Here is a 15,091-nt window from a genome sequence, read left to right as displayed (position 1 = left end):
TTCATCGACAAACAAGCTGGTCTTGTCCCTGCCGGAGGCCGGCCGCACCGTGGAGACATGACCAGCACCGCTGTGCCGCTGCCCACGCCTGCCCCGGGGACCGCGCCAACCCCCGCGCCCGGGCCCGCGGGGCCCGCGCGAACACCCGCGCCGAGGCCTCCGGAGAGCCCGCTGCTGCGAACCATCCGCGAGGCCGTCATCGGCGATGACCTGGTGATGACCGGCCCCTACGGCCCGCGCCGGGTGACCTACGCCGACTACACCGCCTCGGGTCGCGCCCTGACCTTCATCGAGGACTTCATCCGGGGCGCCGTCCTGCCGTCGTACGCCAACACCCACACCGAGTCCTCCGGCACCGGCCTGCAGACGACGCGCCTGCGCGAGGACGCGCGCGCGATCATCGCCGACTGCGTGGGGGCGGAGGCGGGCGACGCGGTGATCTTCTGCGGTGCGGGCTCGACCGCGGCCATCGACAAGCTGGTCGGGATCCTCGGGATCCGGATCCCCTCACGTTGGAGGACGCCCACGCGCTCAGCACGCACATCCCGGCTGAGCAGCGGCCCGTCGTGTTCATCGGGCCGTACGAGCATCACAGCAACGAGCTGCCCTGGCGCGAGTCGATCGCCGACGTCATCGAGATCCGCGAGGACCGCAACGGGCACGTCGACCTGGCCGAGCTGGAGGCGCGGCTGGTCGAGTACGCCGACCGGCCGCTGAAGATCGGCTCCTTCTCGGCGGCCTCCAATGTCACGGGAATCATGACCGACATCGCGGCCGTGGCCGCGCTCCTGCACCGCCACGGCGCCCTGTCCTTCTGGGACTACGCGGCCGCGGCGCCGTACGTCGCCATCGACATGCACCCCACCGGAACTGACGCTGCGGCCGACGCCTATCTGGACGCGGTGTTCCTCTCCCCGCACAAGTTCGTGGGCGGCCCGAGCACGCCGGGCGTTCTCGTCGTACGTCGGGAGCTGTGCCGCAACCGCATCCCCGACGTGCCGGGCGGCGGCACCGTGGCCTACGTCAACCCGGTGGACCACAGCTACCTACCCGACGTCGTGCATCGGGAGGAGGGCGGCACCCCCGCGATCGTCGAGTCGATCCGCGCCGGGCTGGTGTTCGCGCTGAAGCGGGCCGTCGGCGTGGACGTGATCCGCGCCTTCGAGGACTACTACCTGCGCCGGGCGGTGGCGGCGTGGACGGCGCACCCGGCCATCGAGATCCTCGGCAACCTCGACGCCCAGCGGCTCTCGATCACGTCGTTCGTGGTCAAGACGCCCAGCGGCAAATACCTGCACCACAACTTCGTGGTCGCGCTGCTCAATGACCTGTTCGGGATCCAGTCGAGGGGCGGGTGTTCGTGCGCGGGGCCGTACGGGCACCGCCTGCTCGGCATCGACCTCGCGGCGTCCAAGGAGTTCGAGGCGGAGATCACCGGGGGCTGCGAGGGCATCAAGCCGGGCTGGGTGCGGGTGAACTTCAACTACTTCGTCTCCGAGCGGGTCGTCGACTACGTCATCGCGGCGGTCGAGCTGGTGGCCGAGCAGGGCTGGCGGCTCCTGCCGGACTACCGCTTCGACCCGGCGACCGGGCGCTGGCACCACCGCGACGGCGCCGTGGAGCCGCCGCTGCGGCTGTCGATGCTCGACTGGGAGGAGGGCCGGCTGACCTATCCGGCCCAGCACGTGACGGCGCCGGAGCGGGCCCTGACGGGGTACCTCGACGAGGCCCGCGCCCTCTTCGCCGCGCTGGCCGACGACCCGTCGCGGGACGCCTCGGGGTGGGGAGTGCCGGACGCCTCCGCGGAGTTCGAACACCTGCGCTGGTTCGAGCTCCCCGCGGTCTGCCTGGGTCTGACAGGCTCCTGCCCATGACCTCGGAGCAGAGTTCGGCCATGGCGTCGGACGGCACCTCATCGGCGACGGGTGCCCCGACGACGGCGGCACCGCCGAGTCCCCGCGGCTGCGCGACTACGTGGCCTGGCACACGGAGTACGACGACCCGACCTCGGCCCTGTCCGCTCGCCTGCGCGAGGTGCAGGCCCAGATCGCGGCGGTCCTCGACCGGACCGCGCCGGCGGCCGTGCAGGTCGTGAGCGTCTGCGCCGGGGAGGGCCGCGACCTCCTCGGCGTGCTCGCCGGCCGGGACGACCGCGAGCGGGTGACCGGCGCCCTCGTCGAGATCGATCAGGCCATCTGTGCCGTCGCCGAGGCCGAGATCGAGCGGCTCGGCTGCGCGGGGCGGATCGTCGTACGTCGTAGCGACGCCGGCGAACTCACGGCGTACGACGGCCTCCGGCCCGCCGACCTGCTTCTGCTGTCGGGAATCATGGGCAACATCACCGCGCGGGACATCCGGCGGCTCATCCACGTGGGGCGCACCCTGTGTGCGCCGGGGGCCACCGTGATCTGGACGCGCGGCGCTCAGGAGCCCGACCTCGGGCCGGACATCCGCGGGTGGTTCGACGAGGCGGGGTTCGAGCAGGTCGCGCTGTGCGAGCAGGTCGAGGGCACGGTCATGCGCGTCGGCGTCGAACGGCTGGTCGCCGACCCGGCGGCGGCGCTGCCCGAGGACGCGCGCCCGGAGGAAGGTCGGATCTTCACGTTCTACCGCTGAGGCCACCCGCCGTCGGAGGCTGCCGATCTCGCGGCGGCCGGAGGGGGCCGGCGGGCGACGGGGTTCGGGGCGGCGCTGTCCGGCGGAAAACGTCGTGAGCGTTGTCGGGGGCGGCTGTTAGCGTGCCGACCATGACGGGGGAGGGGCGCGCGGCGGCGCGGCGCGATGCGGGGGTGGTGTCCGGGCAGGGGAGCGTCGATGCCGCCATGCCCGACGCGGACGCTCTGGTGTGGGCGCGGGGGCTGCGCAAGGCGTACGGCGAGTTCGAGGCCGTCCGAGGCATCGACATCGAGGTGCGCCGCGGGGAGCTGTTCGGCTTCCTCGGCCCCAACGGGGCGGGCAAGTCGACGTCGATGCGGATGATCGCGACGGTGAGCCCTCGCACGGGCGGTGACCTGCGCGTCCTCGGAATGGATCCCGAGTCGCACGGCTCGCAGATCCGGGCGCGGCTGGGCGTCTGCCCGCAAGACGACACCCTGGACGCTGAGCTCAGCGTGCGGGAGAACCTCACGGTCTACGGGCGTTACTTCGGGCTGCCCCGCGACCAGGTGCGGCGCCGCGCCGACGAGCTGCTGGACTTCGTCAACCTCACCGACAAGGCGAACGCCAAGGTCGACGACCTGTCCGGCGGCATGAAGCGGCGCCTCACGATCGCCCGGTCGCTGGTGAACGACCCCGAGCTGCTGCTCCTCGACGAGCCCACGACGGGACTGGACCCGCAGGCGCGCCACCTGTTGTGGGACCAGCTCTACCGCCTGAAGCACGCCGGCGTCACCCAGCTCCTGACCACGCACTACATGGACGAGGCCGAGCAGCTGTGCGACCGGCTCGTGGTGGTCGACGGCGGCGTCATCGTGGCCCAGGGCACACCGGTTGACCTGATCCGGCAGCACTCGACCCGCGAGGTGGTCGAGGCCCGATTCGGAGTGATCACGCCGGATGAGATGGTCGCGGTGGCCGCCCGGCTGGACGGGCTCGTGGCGCGCACCGAGGTCCTTCCCGACCGGATCCTGCTCTACACGGACCATGCCGATGCCACTGCGGCGGCGGTGCACGAGCGCGTGGAGCCGCAGACGACCCTCGTGCGGCGCTCCACCCTGGAGGACGTGTTCCTGCACCTCACCGGCCGGACGTTGGTGGATTGACGTGCCCGCTGCGAACGATCCGCCCGCCTCCGCGCCGGCCCCGCCCGGCTCCGTGGCCGCCGAGGCCCACCGGTCAGGCGCCTCGCCCGAGCGACCCGGGCCGCGGCACATGGTGATGGTCAGCCGGCAGTTCGACTACTGGCTGACCGTCTACCAGCGCACCTGGCGCGGCTCGGTGTTCAACAGCTTCGTCACCCCGGTGCTCTATCTGGTCGCCATGGGGATGCTGCTTGGGCGGTTCGTGGACGACTCGGGAGCTCGGCTGCCGGGCGCCACGACGTACCTGCACTTCGTCGCCCCCGGGCTCCTCGCCGCGCACGCCATGCAGATCGCCATGGGCGAGGTGTTGTGGCCGGTCATGGGCATGGTGAAGTGGAACAAGACGTACTTCTCGATGATCGCGACGCCGCTGCGGGTGGTCGACGTGTTCGGGGCGCACATGGCGTTCGTGGCGTTTCGAATCGCCACGACGTGCGCGGTGTTCATGCTGGCCCTGGTCCCGTTCGGGTTGTACGCGAGCTGGCCCGGGGTCGTGCTCGCCTTCGCGGTGCAGCTGTTGATCGGACTGGCGTTCGCCACGCCGTTCTTCGGGGTGGCGGCCTGGGCGAAGTCGGACTCGGTCTTCTCGGTGATCATGCGGATCGTCGTCACGCCGCTGTTCCTGTTCTCGGGGGCGTTCTTCCCGGTGAGCAACCTGGCGGCGCCGCTGCAGGTGGCGGCTCAGCTCACGCCGCTCTACCACGGGGTGGAGCTGACCAGGGCGTTCATGCTGGCGCCGTGGGGCGCGATCGACTGGCCAATGATGGCGGGGCACGCGGCATATCTGCTCGCGATCGTCGTCGTGGGCGCCGCGTGGGCGACCCGGCGACTCGAGCGGCGGCTGATCTCGTGATCGCCTGGCGCCTGGTCAACCGCCACTTCTTTGTCTACCGGCGGGACTGGCTCGTCTTCCTGACGGGCTTCCTCGAGCCGATCCTCTACCTGCTCTCGATCGGCATCGGGGTGGGAGCCATGATCAAGGGCTTCGACGTGGGGGGACGACGGATCGGTTACGCGGAGTTCGTGGCCCCCGCGATGCTGGCCACCGCCGCGACGACCGGCGCGATCTTCGACTCGACCTTCAACCTGTTCTTCCGGATGAAGTACGCCAAGCTGTACGACGCCGTGCTGGCGACGCCCATGACTGTGACCGACGTGGCGATCGGCGAGACGATGTGGGCGCTCATCCGCGGCGGGATCTATTCGGCGGGCTTCCTCGCGATCATGGCGGCGATGGGGCTGGCCTCCTCCGGGTGGGCCGTGCTGGCCCTGCCGGCGACGCTGCTCATCGGCTTCGCATTCGCCGGCGTCGGGATGTGGGTGACCACGCACTTCACGAGCTGGCAGGACTTCGAATACGTCACCCTGGCGCTGGTCCCGATGATGCTGTTCAGCGGCACCTTCTTCCCCGTCGAGACGCTGGCCGGACCGCTGCGCTGGGTCATCGAGGCGACCCCGCTCTATCGGGGGGTGGTGCTCTGCCGAGAGCTGTGCACCGGGCTGCTGACCCCGGCGAGCGCGGTCTCGGTGCTGTACCTGTTGGTCTTGGGGATCGTGGGCATGATGGGCGCCCGCCGCCGCCTGGGCACCCTGCTGCTGCGCTGATCGACGGGATTGCGCTGCAGGACGGAGCGGCGTACGCTTTTCTGTACGGAGGTGACACGATGAGGACCATGAGTTACACCGAATCCCGCGCTCGCTATGCCGAGGTGCTGGATTCAGTGGTCAGCGATCGCGAGGAGGTCGTGATTACGCGCGCCGGGCACGAGCCGGCCGTCATCGTGTCACTGGACGACTACGAGTCTTTGAAAGAGACGGCCTACCTGCTGCGAAGCCCCGCTAATGCCCGCCGCTTGTTGGCATCCATCCAGGAGTTGGAATCCGGCGGTGGCGTGGCACGCGAGCTCATTGCGGAATGACGATCGTCTTCAGCGCTCGGGCGTGGGAGGACTACCTGTGGTGGCAGGAGCAGGACCGCAAGGTGCTCCGCCGAATCAACCAGCTCATCGCGGACATCGGGCGCAACGGTAACGAGGGCATCGGGAAGCCGGAGCCGTTAAGGCACGGCTTCGCGGGATTCTGGTCGAGGCGGGTCACCGACGAGCATCGGTTGATCTACAAGGTCATCGAGGGCCAGATCCAGATCGCGGCGTGCCGGTACCACTATGAGTAGCCTGTTCGCCCTGGGCGAACGTCCAGTTTCTGGCGCGAAATCGCTTGTGGGAGGGCTGAGTCGGCCCGTGAATCGAACAGAGCACCGAGTCGGGATGGCCGCCTGAGCGCTCCCGATCAGGACCGAGCCGCGTCGTACCGCCGGAGCGCCTCCGCGCGCTCCTCGGCGTGATCGAGGACCGGGGCGGGGTACCCGGCGGCGTACCCGTCCGCAGCCCGCCACGGCTCATGCGCCGCCTTGCCCGCCAGGTGGGCGAGCTCGGGCACGTACCGGCGCACGTAGTCCCCGCGCGGATCGAACTTCAGCCCCTGGCTGACGGGGTTGAACACCCGGAAGTACGGCGCCGCGTCCGTCCCGGTCCCGGCCACCCACTGCCAGCCGTGATTGTTGCTGGCGATGTCCCCGTCCCGCAGGTGCTCAAGGAAATGCCGCGCGCCGTGCGGCCACCACACGTGCAGGTCCTTGACCAGGAACGACGCCACGACCATCCGCACCCGGTTGTGCATCCACCCCTCCGCGAGCAGCTGGCGCATCCCGGCGTCGACGAACGGGAACCCGGTCCGCCCCGCGCACCAGGCCGCGAAGTCCTCGCCCGGCTCGTCGTACGCCATCGTCCGCAGCCCCGGCCGCAGGTCCGCCCACGCGGAGTCGGGCCGGTGCCAGAGCACGTCGGCGTAGTACTCCCGCCACGCCAGCTCCGTGCTGAACCGGTCCGCCCCGTCGCCGCGCGCCCCGCCGGGCCCCGCCCCGCTGAACCCGGCACCGCCCCCCGCTCCCGCCGCCGAAACCGCCGCCAGGATCGTGCGGGGATGGATGGTCCCGTACTTGAGGTGCATCGACAGTTCGCTCGTGCCCCGCAGGTCGGCGCGGTCGCGGTCGGTGCCGTACGCCGTCAGGCCGTCGGCCACGAACTCGCCGAGCCGGTCCAGTGCGGCCGCCTCGGAGCACTCCGGCAGCCGGGTGTCCCCGACCGCCGGATCGGCCGGGAGCGCCTCGGTGGCGATCCCGTCGGCCCAGGTCAGCCCCCGCGGGATCGGCGCGGGCTGCGGCCAGCCGTGGTCGCGCCAGGCGCGGGCGAACGGCGTGAAGACCTGGTACGGCGCGCCCCCGCCCGTCAACAGGGTGCCCGGGCCCACGGCGTACGGCGTGCCTGTCGCCACCCACGCGACCCCGCGCGCGGCGAGGGCGGCGCGGACCCGCTCGTCGCGACGGCGACCGTACGGCGTGCTCTCGGCGCTGACGTGGACGCCGCCGGCCCCGGCCTCGGCCGCGACGGCGGGCACAACCTCCTCGGGGCGGCCGGACCGCACGACCAGCCGCCCGTCGCAGCTCTCGCCGAGCGCGCGCAGGGCGCCGAGCAGGCATCGCAGCCGCACCGGACCCGCCGTCGCGTCCAAGGCGGGATCGAGGACGAACAGCGGAACCACCGGCCCGCCGGCTTCGATCGCGGCGCCCAGCGCGGGCAGATCGCCGAGGCGAAGATCGCGGCGAAACCACAGGACCGACGGCATGCGCGTCACCCTAGCGGGGCCGGACCAACCCCCCGAACCAGACGAACTCCCTAGGTCACCATGGCGTCACGATCGGCGTGGGAAGCTTGTGAATCGCCGCAGGTCATGACGATGCTGAGGAATATGACGTGAGGCGCCGACCTCGCGGGTGTTGCCATGACCGGCGGGAGGAGCCGAGATGAGCACGAGGTTCGACAGGTCAACCAGGGCCCGGCGGGGCCGGGTCGGGGCGGTCGCCGTCCTCGCCTGCGTCCCCCTGCTGGCCGCATGCGGCGGCGACACCGAGAAGACCTCGTCGGTCGCCACGACGACGAGCGCCTCCGCGGGCACCTCGTCGCAATCGTCGAGCGGCAGCCCCATGATCAGCGGCACAGCCTCCGGCAGCACGACCGCCTGCACCTTCGACGGGGCCACCACCGCCCCGGTCGACACGACGCTGGCGCCCATGACCGTCACCGGCGTCCGCGCCGGGCAGCAGGACTGCTTCGATCGGCTCGTCATCGACCTCGCGGGGGACGCGGCGAAGAAGCCGGGCTATCAGGTGCGTTATGTTTCCCAGGTCCGCCAGGACGCCTCCGGCAAGCCCGTGGTGCTGCGGGGCGGTGCGTTCCTCACGGTCGTGGTGGGCGCCCCGTCGTACGACGCCGCAGGTCAGCCCACCTACCTGCCCGCGGACGCGACGGAGCTGGTCACCGTCACGGGGTACAAGTCGCTGCGCCAGATCGCCTCGGCCGGCAGCTTCGAGGGCATGACGACGTTCGGCGTCGGGGTCCGTGAGCAGCTGCCGTTCAAGGCCTCGATCATGGACGACGGCGGCAAGACGAGGCTCGTCGTCGACGTGGCGCACGCCGCCAAGTAACCCGGCTGGCCCAGGAGCCCCTCGGGCCCGGAGCAGTCAGGCAAGCAATCAGGCGGGCCGCGCGGTCAGCACGATGGGATCGCCGGTCGTGATCGCGATCGTGTGCTCGGAATGGGCGCCCCGGCTGCCGTCGGCGCTGCGCAGCGTCCATCCGTCCGGGTCGGTGAAGATGCGATCCGTGGTCTCCAGCAGCCATGGCTCGATCGCGATGACGAGCCCCGGTTGCAGGGTCAGGCCGCGGCCGGCGCGCCCGTCGTTCGGCACGTGCGGCTCGCCGTGCATCGTGCGGCCCACCCCGTGACCGCCGAACTGGGTGTTGACGGCGTACCCCGCGTCCCGCGCCACCTGCCCGATCGTCGCCGAGATGTCCCCGAGCCGGCGCCCCGCCCGCGCCACCGCGATCGCCGCCGCCAGCGCCCGCTCGGTGGTCGCGATGAGGTCCAGGTCCTGCGGGCGCGGCGTACCCACCACGACGCTGCGCGCCGAATCGCTCACCCAGCCGTCGATCGCGACCGCGAAGTCGAGCGAGAGCAGGTCGCCGTCGGCCAGCACGTAGTCGTGCGGCAGCCCGTGCAGCACCGCGTCGTTGACGGACGTGCAGATCACGTGCCCGAACGGGGAGGCCCCGAACGACGGGTGGTAGTCGATGTAGCAGCTCGTCGCGCCCCGCTCGCGGATGGCGTCGTGGGCCCACGCGTCGATCTCCAGCAGGTTCGTCCCCACCCGCACCCGCCGACACAGGTCGTCGAGCACCCCGGCGACGAACTCGCCGGCGGGACGCATCTGGTCGATCTCGACGGGCGACATGCGCTCGATCACGGGGGTCCTCGGGGGGTTCGGGCGACTCGGGGGGACGGGGACGACGGTACGTCGTACGCTGGCGGCCTCACCAATCCAACCGACCGGTAGCGAGGCACCCGTGCGCGCAGCGCCCCACGGCGTACCGTCCGCGGCACTCCGCGCCGCCCTCGCCCAGGCGGGCGAGGACGTGCCGCTACCCGCCGCGGTGGTCGACCTCGACGCGGTCCGCGCGAACGCCGACCTGCTGGTGGCGCGGGCCCACGGCCGGCCGATCCGGGTGGCGACCAAGTCGGTCCGGTGCCGCGCGATCCTCGACGAGGCCCTGGCCCGACCGGGATTCGCGGGGCTGATGGCGTACTCCGTCGCGGAGGCCCACTGGCTCGCGGGGCGCGGCCACGACGACATCCTCGTGGCGTACCCGAGCGTCGACGCCGCCGCGCTGCGGGCGCTGGCCGCCGACCCGGCCGCCTGCGCGCGGGTCACGATCATGGCCGACGACCCCGCCCACCTGGCCATGGCACAGCGGGCCTGGGCGGACGCCGGGTCCCGCCCCGACGCCCCGATCCGGGTCTGCGTCGACGTCGACGCCTCGCTGCGCGTCGGCCGCGTGCACCTCGGCGCGCGGCGGTCGCCGCTGCGCACCCCCGCGGGGGTGGCGCGGGCCGCCGGGGTGGTCGCTGGCGCGCCGGGCCTGCTCCTGGCCGGGCTGATGTTCTACGACGCCCAGATCGCCGGCCTGCCCGACGCCTCGGCGGCCGTCCGCGCGGTCAAGCGGGCCTCGGACCGGGACCTGCGGACGCGACGGCGGGCCGACGTCGACGCCGTGGCCGCGGAGCTGGACCGGCTGGGCGCGCCGCCGCTGCGGTTCGTCAACGGCGGCGGATCCGGGAGCCTGCACGTCACCGGCGCGGACGACGCGCTCACCGAGCTGGCGGCCGGCTCAGGGCTGTACGCGCCGACCAGCTTCGACGCCTACCGCGGCTGGTCGCCGCGGCCCGCCTTGTACGTCGTCCTGCCGGTCGTGCGCCGACCGGCGCCGGGGTTCGCGACGGTGTTCGGGGGCGGGTACGTCGCCTCCGGCGCGGCGGGGGCCTCGCGGCTGCCGACGCCGGTGTGGCCGCCGGGCTTGCGGCTGATCGGGTCGGAGGGCGCCGGGGAGGTGCAGACCCCGCTGCGGGCGGCCGGCGCGCCGCCCGCGATCGGCGAGGCCGTCTGGTTTCGGCCGACGAAGGCGGGGGAACCATTGGAGCGGTTCGACCGGGTCTGGCTCGTCGAGGGCGGCCGGGTGACCGGGTCGGCGCCGACGTACCGCGGCGAGGGCCGCTGTTTTGGCTGAGCCCGTCGGAGTCATCCGGCGGGGATGTCCGTGAAGGGGGACCAGGTGGGACCGGACCGGTGGGAGAACTGGGCGGGGAACGTGCGGGCGCTGCGCGCGCGGTGCGTCGCGGCGGCGAGTACGGCAGACGTGGTGGCGGCCGTGCGGGCGGCCCGCGCCGACGGGCTGCGGGTCAAGGCGGTCGGGTCGGGGCACTCCTTCACGGGCGCGGCCTACACCGACGGGGTCCTGCTGGACCTGCGCGCGCTGACCGGCCTGGTGCAGGTCGACCCCGCCGCGGGGCGCGTCCGGGTCCGCGCCGGAACGACACTGCGCGACCTCAACCGGCTCCTCGACGCCGCGGGCCTGGCGATGGCGAACCTCGGCGACATCGACGCCCAGTCGATCTCGGGCGCGCTCGCGACCGGCACGCACGGGACGGGCGCGGCGTTCGGCGGGCTGGCCAGCACGGTGACGGCGCTCCGGCTTGTCCTCGCCGATGGGACCGACGTCACCTGCTCGGCCACCGAGCGGCCCGAGCTGTTCGCGGCGGCGCGGCTCGGGCTGGGCGCGTTCGGGTTGGTCACCGAGGTCGAGCTGGCGGTGCTCCCGGCGTACCGCATCCGGGCCGTGGAACGGCCCGCCCGCCTGCCGGACCTGCTCGCGGACTTCGACGCGACGATGACCGGGCACGACCACGTTGAGTTCTTCTGGTTCCCGCACACCGACGGGTGCCTGCTCAAGACGAACACCCGGCTGGCGCCCGGCGATCGGTCCGGCGAGCCGCTGCCGGCGTGGCGGGCGTGGTTGGGCGGGGAACTCGTCGACAACGCCCTGTTCGAGGGGCTGAACCGGGCGCTCACGGCGTGCCCGCGGGCGACGCCGTGGGCCAATCGCGTCAGCGCCGCGGCGATGTCTCGGCGCGAGTTCACCGACGTCTCGCACCGCGTCTTCGTCTCGCCGCGGCGGGTGAAGTTCCGGGAGAGCGAGTACGCCGTCCCGCGCGCGGCGGCCCCCGAGATCCTGCGTTACCTGGCCGGCTGGTTCGATCGGACCCGTGAACCGGTGAGCTTCCCGCTGGAGGTGCGGTACGCCGCGGCCGACGACGTGTGGCTCTCCACGGCGTACGGACGGGACGTCGCCTACCTCGCCATCCACCAGTACGTGGGGATGGACCACACGCGGGTGTTCCGGGCGTTCGAGGACGTGCTGGCGCGGTACGACGGCCGGCCGCACTGGGGCAAGCTGCACCGGCTCGACGCCGAGGTGTTGGCGGCGCGCTACCCGCGATTCGGCGACGCGCTGGCCGTCCGTGATCTGGTCGACCCGGACCGGGTGTTCGCGAACCCCTACCTCGATCGGGTGCTGGGCCCGTGAGCTCGCTGGGAGACGATCAAGCGGCACGAACCTCTACCACATCGATGTCCCACCACGCGGAGAGAGCTCGCTGACCTGTTGCGTTGTGAAGGGAAGCCGGGTCTCGTGACCCGTTGTGGCAGAGGTTTGGGTCGGTCGCCAAGGCGAAGGGTCGTGTCCCGCAGCCTCCTCCGGCCGTCAGGCCGACATGATGGGCCCATGGATACCTCGGCCCTCTTCGACAAGCTGCGCGTCGACCTGGCGGACCTCGGCGTTGCGGAGGGGCGCGACGACGCCGGCGCCCGCATCCTGACCCGCGACGGCGTACCGTTCGCGCGCCTGGGGACCGACGAGCGGATGGCGTTCCGCGCCGTGGGCGGCGGCGCGGTCCGCGAGCATGCCGAGGGCCTGGTGACCGCGGAGGACCACGGCGACTGGGTCGTGGTGCCGGCGGACGACGTCTCGGAGTGGGAGTCGCTGGCCCGCAAGGCCCTGGCCATGACGTAACCGGATGACGGCACACGGATGACGTCACAGGGATGACGTCACACGGATGACGCCACAAGGATGACGGCGCGGGACAGCGACCGTTCGTGACCTGCACCTTGGGTGCCATGGCACCCAAAGGCCTGGTCGTGAGCGGTCGCTATCGGTCTTCAGGCGTCGTCACGCGCACCGGGGCCGCCGTGGTCGTCCCGATCCGCAGCCGCGTCGGCAGCGTCACGCTCGGCGCGTCCTCGCCGGCGAGGAGGGCGCGGACCACCCGGCCGGCCGTCGCGCCCTTCTCCGTCCCGGGCTGCTCGACGGTGGTGAGGACGCCCGCGAACCAGGGCATTGGGATGCCGTCGAAACCGGTCACCGAGACATCCTCCGGAACCCGGAGCCCACGCTGGGCCGCGGCGCGGCAGACGCCGGCCGCCAGCAGGTCGGACTGGGCAAGGATGGCGGTCGGCCGCCGCGCCGCCGGCAACCGCAGCAGCAGATCCGCGGCCGCTGCGCCGCCGTCGATGTCCGCCTCGGCCGCGACCACCGCGGGGCAGTGCGGACCGAAGACCTCCTGCGTGCCGGTCAGCCGGCCGATCGTGTCCGGCGGGGGCCCGCCGTCGAGCGCGCCCGGGGTGGCCACCGCGGCGAGGATGTCCCCGACCGTGTGCAGCCCGCCCGGCTGCGGCCCCGGGACGAGCGGCAACACGAGGGTGGCGACCCGCTCGTGCCCGAGCGAGCGCAGGTGCTCGGCCGCGCCGATCATGGCGGCCCGGTTGTCGACGTCGACGAGCACGACGCCTTCGCCGATCGGGGAGCCCAGCGCGACCACCGGTACGCCCCGCGCCCGCACCGGCGCCACCAGCGGATTCGCCAGGGGGCCGCAGCCGAGGAAGACGAGAGCGTCGAATGCGGTCCCCGCGAGCCGGCCCACCGCCCGCTCGGGTGCGGCCGGCGATTGGCTCACGAGCAGCAGCCCGAGGTCGTCCGCGTCGAGCTCGGCGGCCAGCCCGTCCAGGACCGAGACGGCGTACGGATCCCGGAACGCGTGCAAGAGGCGCCCCTCGACGACGCAGGCGACCACCCCGGACCTGCCGCGGCGCAGCGACGACGCGAGGGGGTCGGGGCCGCGGTAGCCCAGCTCCGTGGCGGCGGCCAGCACGCGCGCGCGGGTCGTCTCGGACACCGGGCCGCGGCCGCTGAAGACCAGCGACGCGGTGGAGGCGGACACCCCCGCGCGGGCGGCGACGTCGCGCAGGTGGGCGCGTCCGGGGGCGGCGGCTTGACCTGAGGGAGTCATAGGTTCATGCTAATCGAAACGATTCGATCGAATCGATTCGAACTGACTGGTGCGCCATGGTGCGGCGGCCCAAGCGGGCGCGCCGGCCGACGCGCGGCACGCGGGACCGCCGGCAGGAGCCGGCAGACCAAGGGAGGCGAGAGGATGACCACCGTGGACCATGGCGGGCGTCGGACGGGTTCGGGGCTGTCGGGAGGCGGCCACGCCGCGCCCCGGCTGGAACGCGCCAAGGTCGCGACGAGCGTCGTCTTCCTGCTCAACGGGATGACGTTCGCCACCTGGGCGGGTCGGATCCCGACGATCCGCGAGGACCTCGACCTCACCCCGGGACAGCTCGGCTTCGTCATGCTCGTCGGATCGGCGGGCGCGCTCGTCGGGCTGCCGTTCGCGGGGCGGATGGCGGCACGGTACGGCGCCGCGCGCACCGTACTCGTCGGCGCGACCCTCTCGCTGGCGGCGTTCCTGATCGGCGGGTGCACCGTTGGGCTGGCCCACTCGGTCGCGTTGTCGTTGCCGGTCCTCTTCCTGGCCATGCTGGGGATCGGGCTCTGGGACGTCGCCATGAACCTGGAGGGCGCGACCGTCGAGCGGCACCTCGGCCGCACGATCATGCCGCGTTATCACGCCGGCTTCAGCCTGGGCACGGTGCTATCTGCGCTGGTCGCCGCGGGGCTGACGGCGGCTGGGGTGCCCGTGTGGCTGCACTTCGCCGTGGCCGTGCCGGTGCTGTGGGTGGGGATCGCGTACGCCGTACAGTCGTTCCTGCCGCGCACCGAGGAAGCCGAGGCGCCGGCGGCCGGCGAACAGGAGGGCGAGGCGGCCCGGCCTGGCGCCCAGGACGGCGAGGCGGCCCGGGCCGACGTCCGGGCGGCGCGGGCGGACGGCGTACCCGCGCCCTCCTCCCTCGGCGCCGCTCCCGCGGTGCGGTCCGCGTGGACCGAGCCGCGGACGCTCCTGATCGGGCTGGTAACCCTGGTCGCGGCGTTCACGGAGGGCGCGGCCAACGACTGGGTGTCGGTGGCGTTCATCGACGGGTACGGGCTGCCGCAGTGGGCGGGCGTGCTGGGTTTCGCGACGTTCTTGCTGTTCATGACGGCTGGGCGCTGGTTCGGGGCGCCGCTGCTGGACCGGTACGGGCGGGTGCCCCTGCTGCGCGCGCTGTTCGTCGCCGCAGGCGTCGGGTCGCTGCTGGTCGTGTTCTCGGGGTCGACGCCGCTGGCGTACCTCGGGGCGGCCATCTGGGGGATCGGGGTATCGCTCGGCTTCCCGGTGGGGATGAGCGCCGCGGCGGACGACCCCGGCCGTGCGGCCGCGCGGATGAGCGTGGTGTCGACGATCGCGTACGGCGCCTTCCTCGTCGGCCCGCCCGGCCTGGGCTGGCTCGGCGACCACGTGGGCGTGCTGCGCGCACTGACCGTGGTGGCCGCCCTGTTGATCGTGGCGCTGCTCGCGACGCCGGCCATGCGCGAGGAACCCCCCGCCGGCTAGCGCGC

Annotated in this window: 14 protein-coding genes and 1 pseudogene; 12 read left to right on the top strand and 3 right to left on the bottom strand. The window is 72.8% G+C overall.

Going from position 1 to position 15,091, the window contains the following annotated elements; all coding sequences use genetic code 11:
• Positions 1-57: 57 nt before the first annotated feature.
• From IPK37_04845 to IPK37_04815, 7 genes and pseudogenes are all read left to right on the top strand, one after another.
• A pseudogene (locus IPK37_04845) lies at positions 58-1,874 on the top strand (aminotransferase class V-fold PLP-dependent enzyme).
• Between the two features lie 100 nt (positions 1,875-1,974).
• Positions 1,975-2,616 carry an SAM-dependent methyltransferase gene (locus IPK37_04840; GenBank protein ID QQS01742.1) on the top strand — a complete coding sequence of 214 codons (642 nt, stop codon included), beginning with the start codon at positions 1,975-1,977 and terminating at the stop codon, positions 2,614-2,616.
• A gap of 206 nt (positions 2,617-2,822) precedes the next feature.
• Complete coding sequence (locus IPK37_04835) at positions 2,823-3,761, top strand: ABC transporter ATP-binding protein (GenBank protein QQS02679.1); 939 nt, start codon at positions 2,823-2,825, stop codon at positions 3,759-3,761.
• Positions 3,762-3,876: 115 nt separating this feature from the next.
• The gene (locus IPK37_04830) at positions 3,877-4,653 is read left to right on the top strand and encodes an ABC transporter permease (GenBank protein QQS02678.1); all 777 of its coding nucleotides are present in this window, start codon (positions 3,877-3,879) and stop codon (positions 4,651-4,653) included.
• Positions 4,650-5,405, top strand: a complete 756-nt coding sequence (locus IPK37_04825; protein ID QQS01741.1) for an ABC transporter permease — start codon at positions 4,650-4,652, stop codon at positions 5,403-5,405. Before IPK37_04830 ends, IPK37_04825 begins: the two co-directional genes overlap by 4 nt.
• A 59-nt stretch (positions 5,406-5,464) precedes the next feature.
• Positions 5,465-5,719, top strand: coding sequence for a type II toxin-antitoxin system prevent-host-death family antitoxin (locus IPK37_04820; protein ID QQS01740.1), 255 nt, complete (start codon positions 5,465-5,467; stop codon positions 5,717-5,719).
• Entirely contained in the window at positions 5,716-5,973 is a 258-nt protein-coding gene (locus tag IPK37_04815) for a Txe/YoeB family addiction module toxin (protein ID QQS01739.1), read from the top strand. The genes IPK37_04820 and IPK37_04815 overlap by 4 nt, the downstream gene beginning before the upstream one ends.
• A 116-nt stretch (positions 5,974-6,089) precedes the next feature.
• On the opposite strand, the gene IPK37_04810 is transcribed toward IPK37_04815, so the two are convergent.
• A complete protein-coding gene (locus IPK37_04810; protein QQS01738.1) occupies positions 6,090-7,484 on the bottom strand; it encodes a deoxyribodipyrimidine photo-lyase in 1,395 nt (464 codons plus the stop codon).
• A gap of 256 nt (positions 7,485-7,740) precedes the next feature.
• Here IPK37_04810 and IPK37_04805 point away from each other — a divergent pair, with 256 nt between their 5' ends.
• Positions 7,741-8,343, top strand: a complete 603-nt coding sequence (locus IPK37_04805; GenBank protein QQS02677.1) for a hypothetical protein — start codon at positions 7,741-7,743, stop codon at positions 8,341-8,343.
• 48 nt (positions 8,344-8,391) lie between these two features.
• On the opposite strand, the gene map is transcribed toward IPK37_04805, so the two are convergent.
• Positions 8,392-9,162 carry a type I methionyl aminopeptidase gene (map, locus tag IPK37_04800; GenBank protein ID QQS01737.1) on the bottom strand — a complete coding sequence of 257 codons (771 nt, stop codon included), beginning with the start codon at positions 9,160-9,162 and terminating at the stop codon, positions 8,392-8,394.
• Here map and IPK37_04795 point away from each other — a divergent pair.
• From IPK37_04795 to IPK37_04785, 3 genes are all read left to right on the top strand, one after another.
• On the top strand, positions 9,149-10,480 hold the full coding sequence (locus IPK37_04795; GenBank protein QQS01736.1) for an alanine racemase: 1,332 nt from the start codon (positions 9,149-9,151) through the stop codon (positions 10,478-10,480). The genes map and IPK37_04795 overlap by 14 nt on opposite strands.
• 24 nt (positions 10,481-10,504) lie before the next feature.
• A complete protein-coding gene (locus IPK37_04790; protein ID QQS01735.1) occupies positions 10,505-11,836 on the top strand; it encodes an FAD-binding protein in 1,332 nt (443 codons plus the stop codon).
• A 198-nt stretch (positions 11,837-12,034) separates the two neighbouring features.
• Entirely contained in the window at positions 12,035-12,322 is a 288-nt protein-coding gene (locus IPK37_04785) for a hypothetical protein (GenBank protein QQS01734.1), read from the top strand.
• Between the two features lie 139 nt (positions 12,323-12,461).
• Here the strand turns inward: IPK37_04785 and IPK37_04780 are convergent, their stop codons facing one another.
• Entirely contained in the window at positions 12,462-13,598 is a 1,137-nt protein-coding gene (locus IPK37_04780; protein QQS01733.1) for a LacI family DNA-binding transcriptional regulator, read from the bottom strand.
• A 144-nt stretch (positions 13,599-13,742) separates the two neighbouring features.
• On the opposite strand from IPK37_04780, the gene IPK37_04775 reads away from it, so the two are divergent.
• Complete coding sequence (locus IPK37_04775) at positions 13,743-15,086, top strand: MFS transporter (protein QQS01732.1); 1,344 nt, start codon at positions 13,743-13,745, stop codon at positions 15,084-15,086.
• The last annotated feature ends 5 nt before the right edge of the window (positions 15,087-15,091 follow it).

The organism is Austwickia sp. (assembly GCA_016699675.1).
Lineage (GTDB): Bacteria > Actinomycetota > Actinomycetes > Actinomycetales > Dermatophilaceae > Austwickia.
The sequence above is the reverse complement of the archived record's forward strand: the minus strand, read 5'-3'. Positions and strand labels throughout refer to the sequence as shown.

Bases quoted from the DNA above. Each gene is read 5' to 3' on its own strand.
- IPK37_04795 (QQS01736.1), top strand. From the start codon at position 9,149: ATGCGCTCGATCACGGGGGTCCTCGGGGGGTTCGGGCGACTCGGGGGG.
- IPK37_04775 (QQS01732.1), top strand. From the start codon at position 13,743: ATGACCACCGTGGACCATGGCGGGCGTCGGACGGGTTCGGGGCTGTCG.
- IPK37_04820 (QQS01740.1), top strand. From the start codon at position 5,465: ATGAGGACCATGAGTTACACCGAATCCCGCGCTCGCTATGCCGAGGTG.
- IPK37_04785 (QQS01734.1), top strand. From the start codon at position 12,035: ATGGATACCTCGGCCCTCTTCGACAAGCTGCGCGTCGACCTGGCGGAC.
- IPK37_04810 (QQS01738.1), bottom strand. From the start codon at position 7,484: ATGCCGTCGGTCCTGTGGTTTCGCCGCGATCTTCGCCTCGGCGATCTG.
- IPK37_04815 (QQS01739.1), top strand. From the start codon at position 5,716: ATGACGATCGTCTTCAGCGCTCGGGCGTGGGAGGACTACCTGTGGTGG.
- IPK37_04830 (QQS02678.1), top strand. From the start codon at position 3,877: ATGGTCAGCCGGCAGTTCGACTACTGGCTGACCGTCTACCAGCGCACC.
- IPK37_04790 (QQS01735.1), top strand. From the start codon at position 10,505: ATGTCCGTGAAGGGGGACCAGGTGGGACCGGACCGGTGGGAGAACTGG.
- IPK37_04780 (QQS01733.1), bottom strand. From the start codon at position 13,598: ATGACTCCCTCAGGTCAAGCCGCCGCCCCCGGACGCGCCCACCTGCGC.
- IPK37_04835 (QQS02679.1), top strand. From the start codon at position 2,823: ATGCCCGACGCGGACGCTCTGGTGTGGGCGCGGGGGCTGCGCAAGGCG.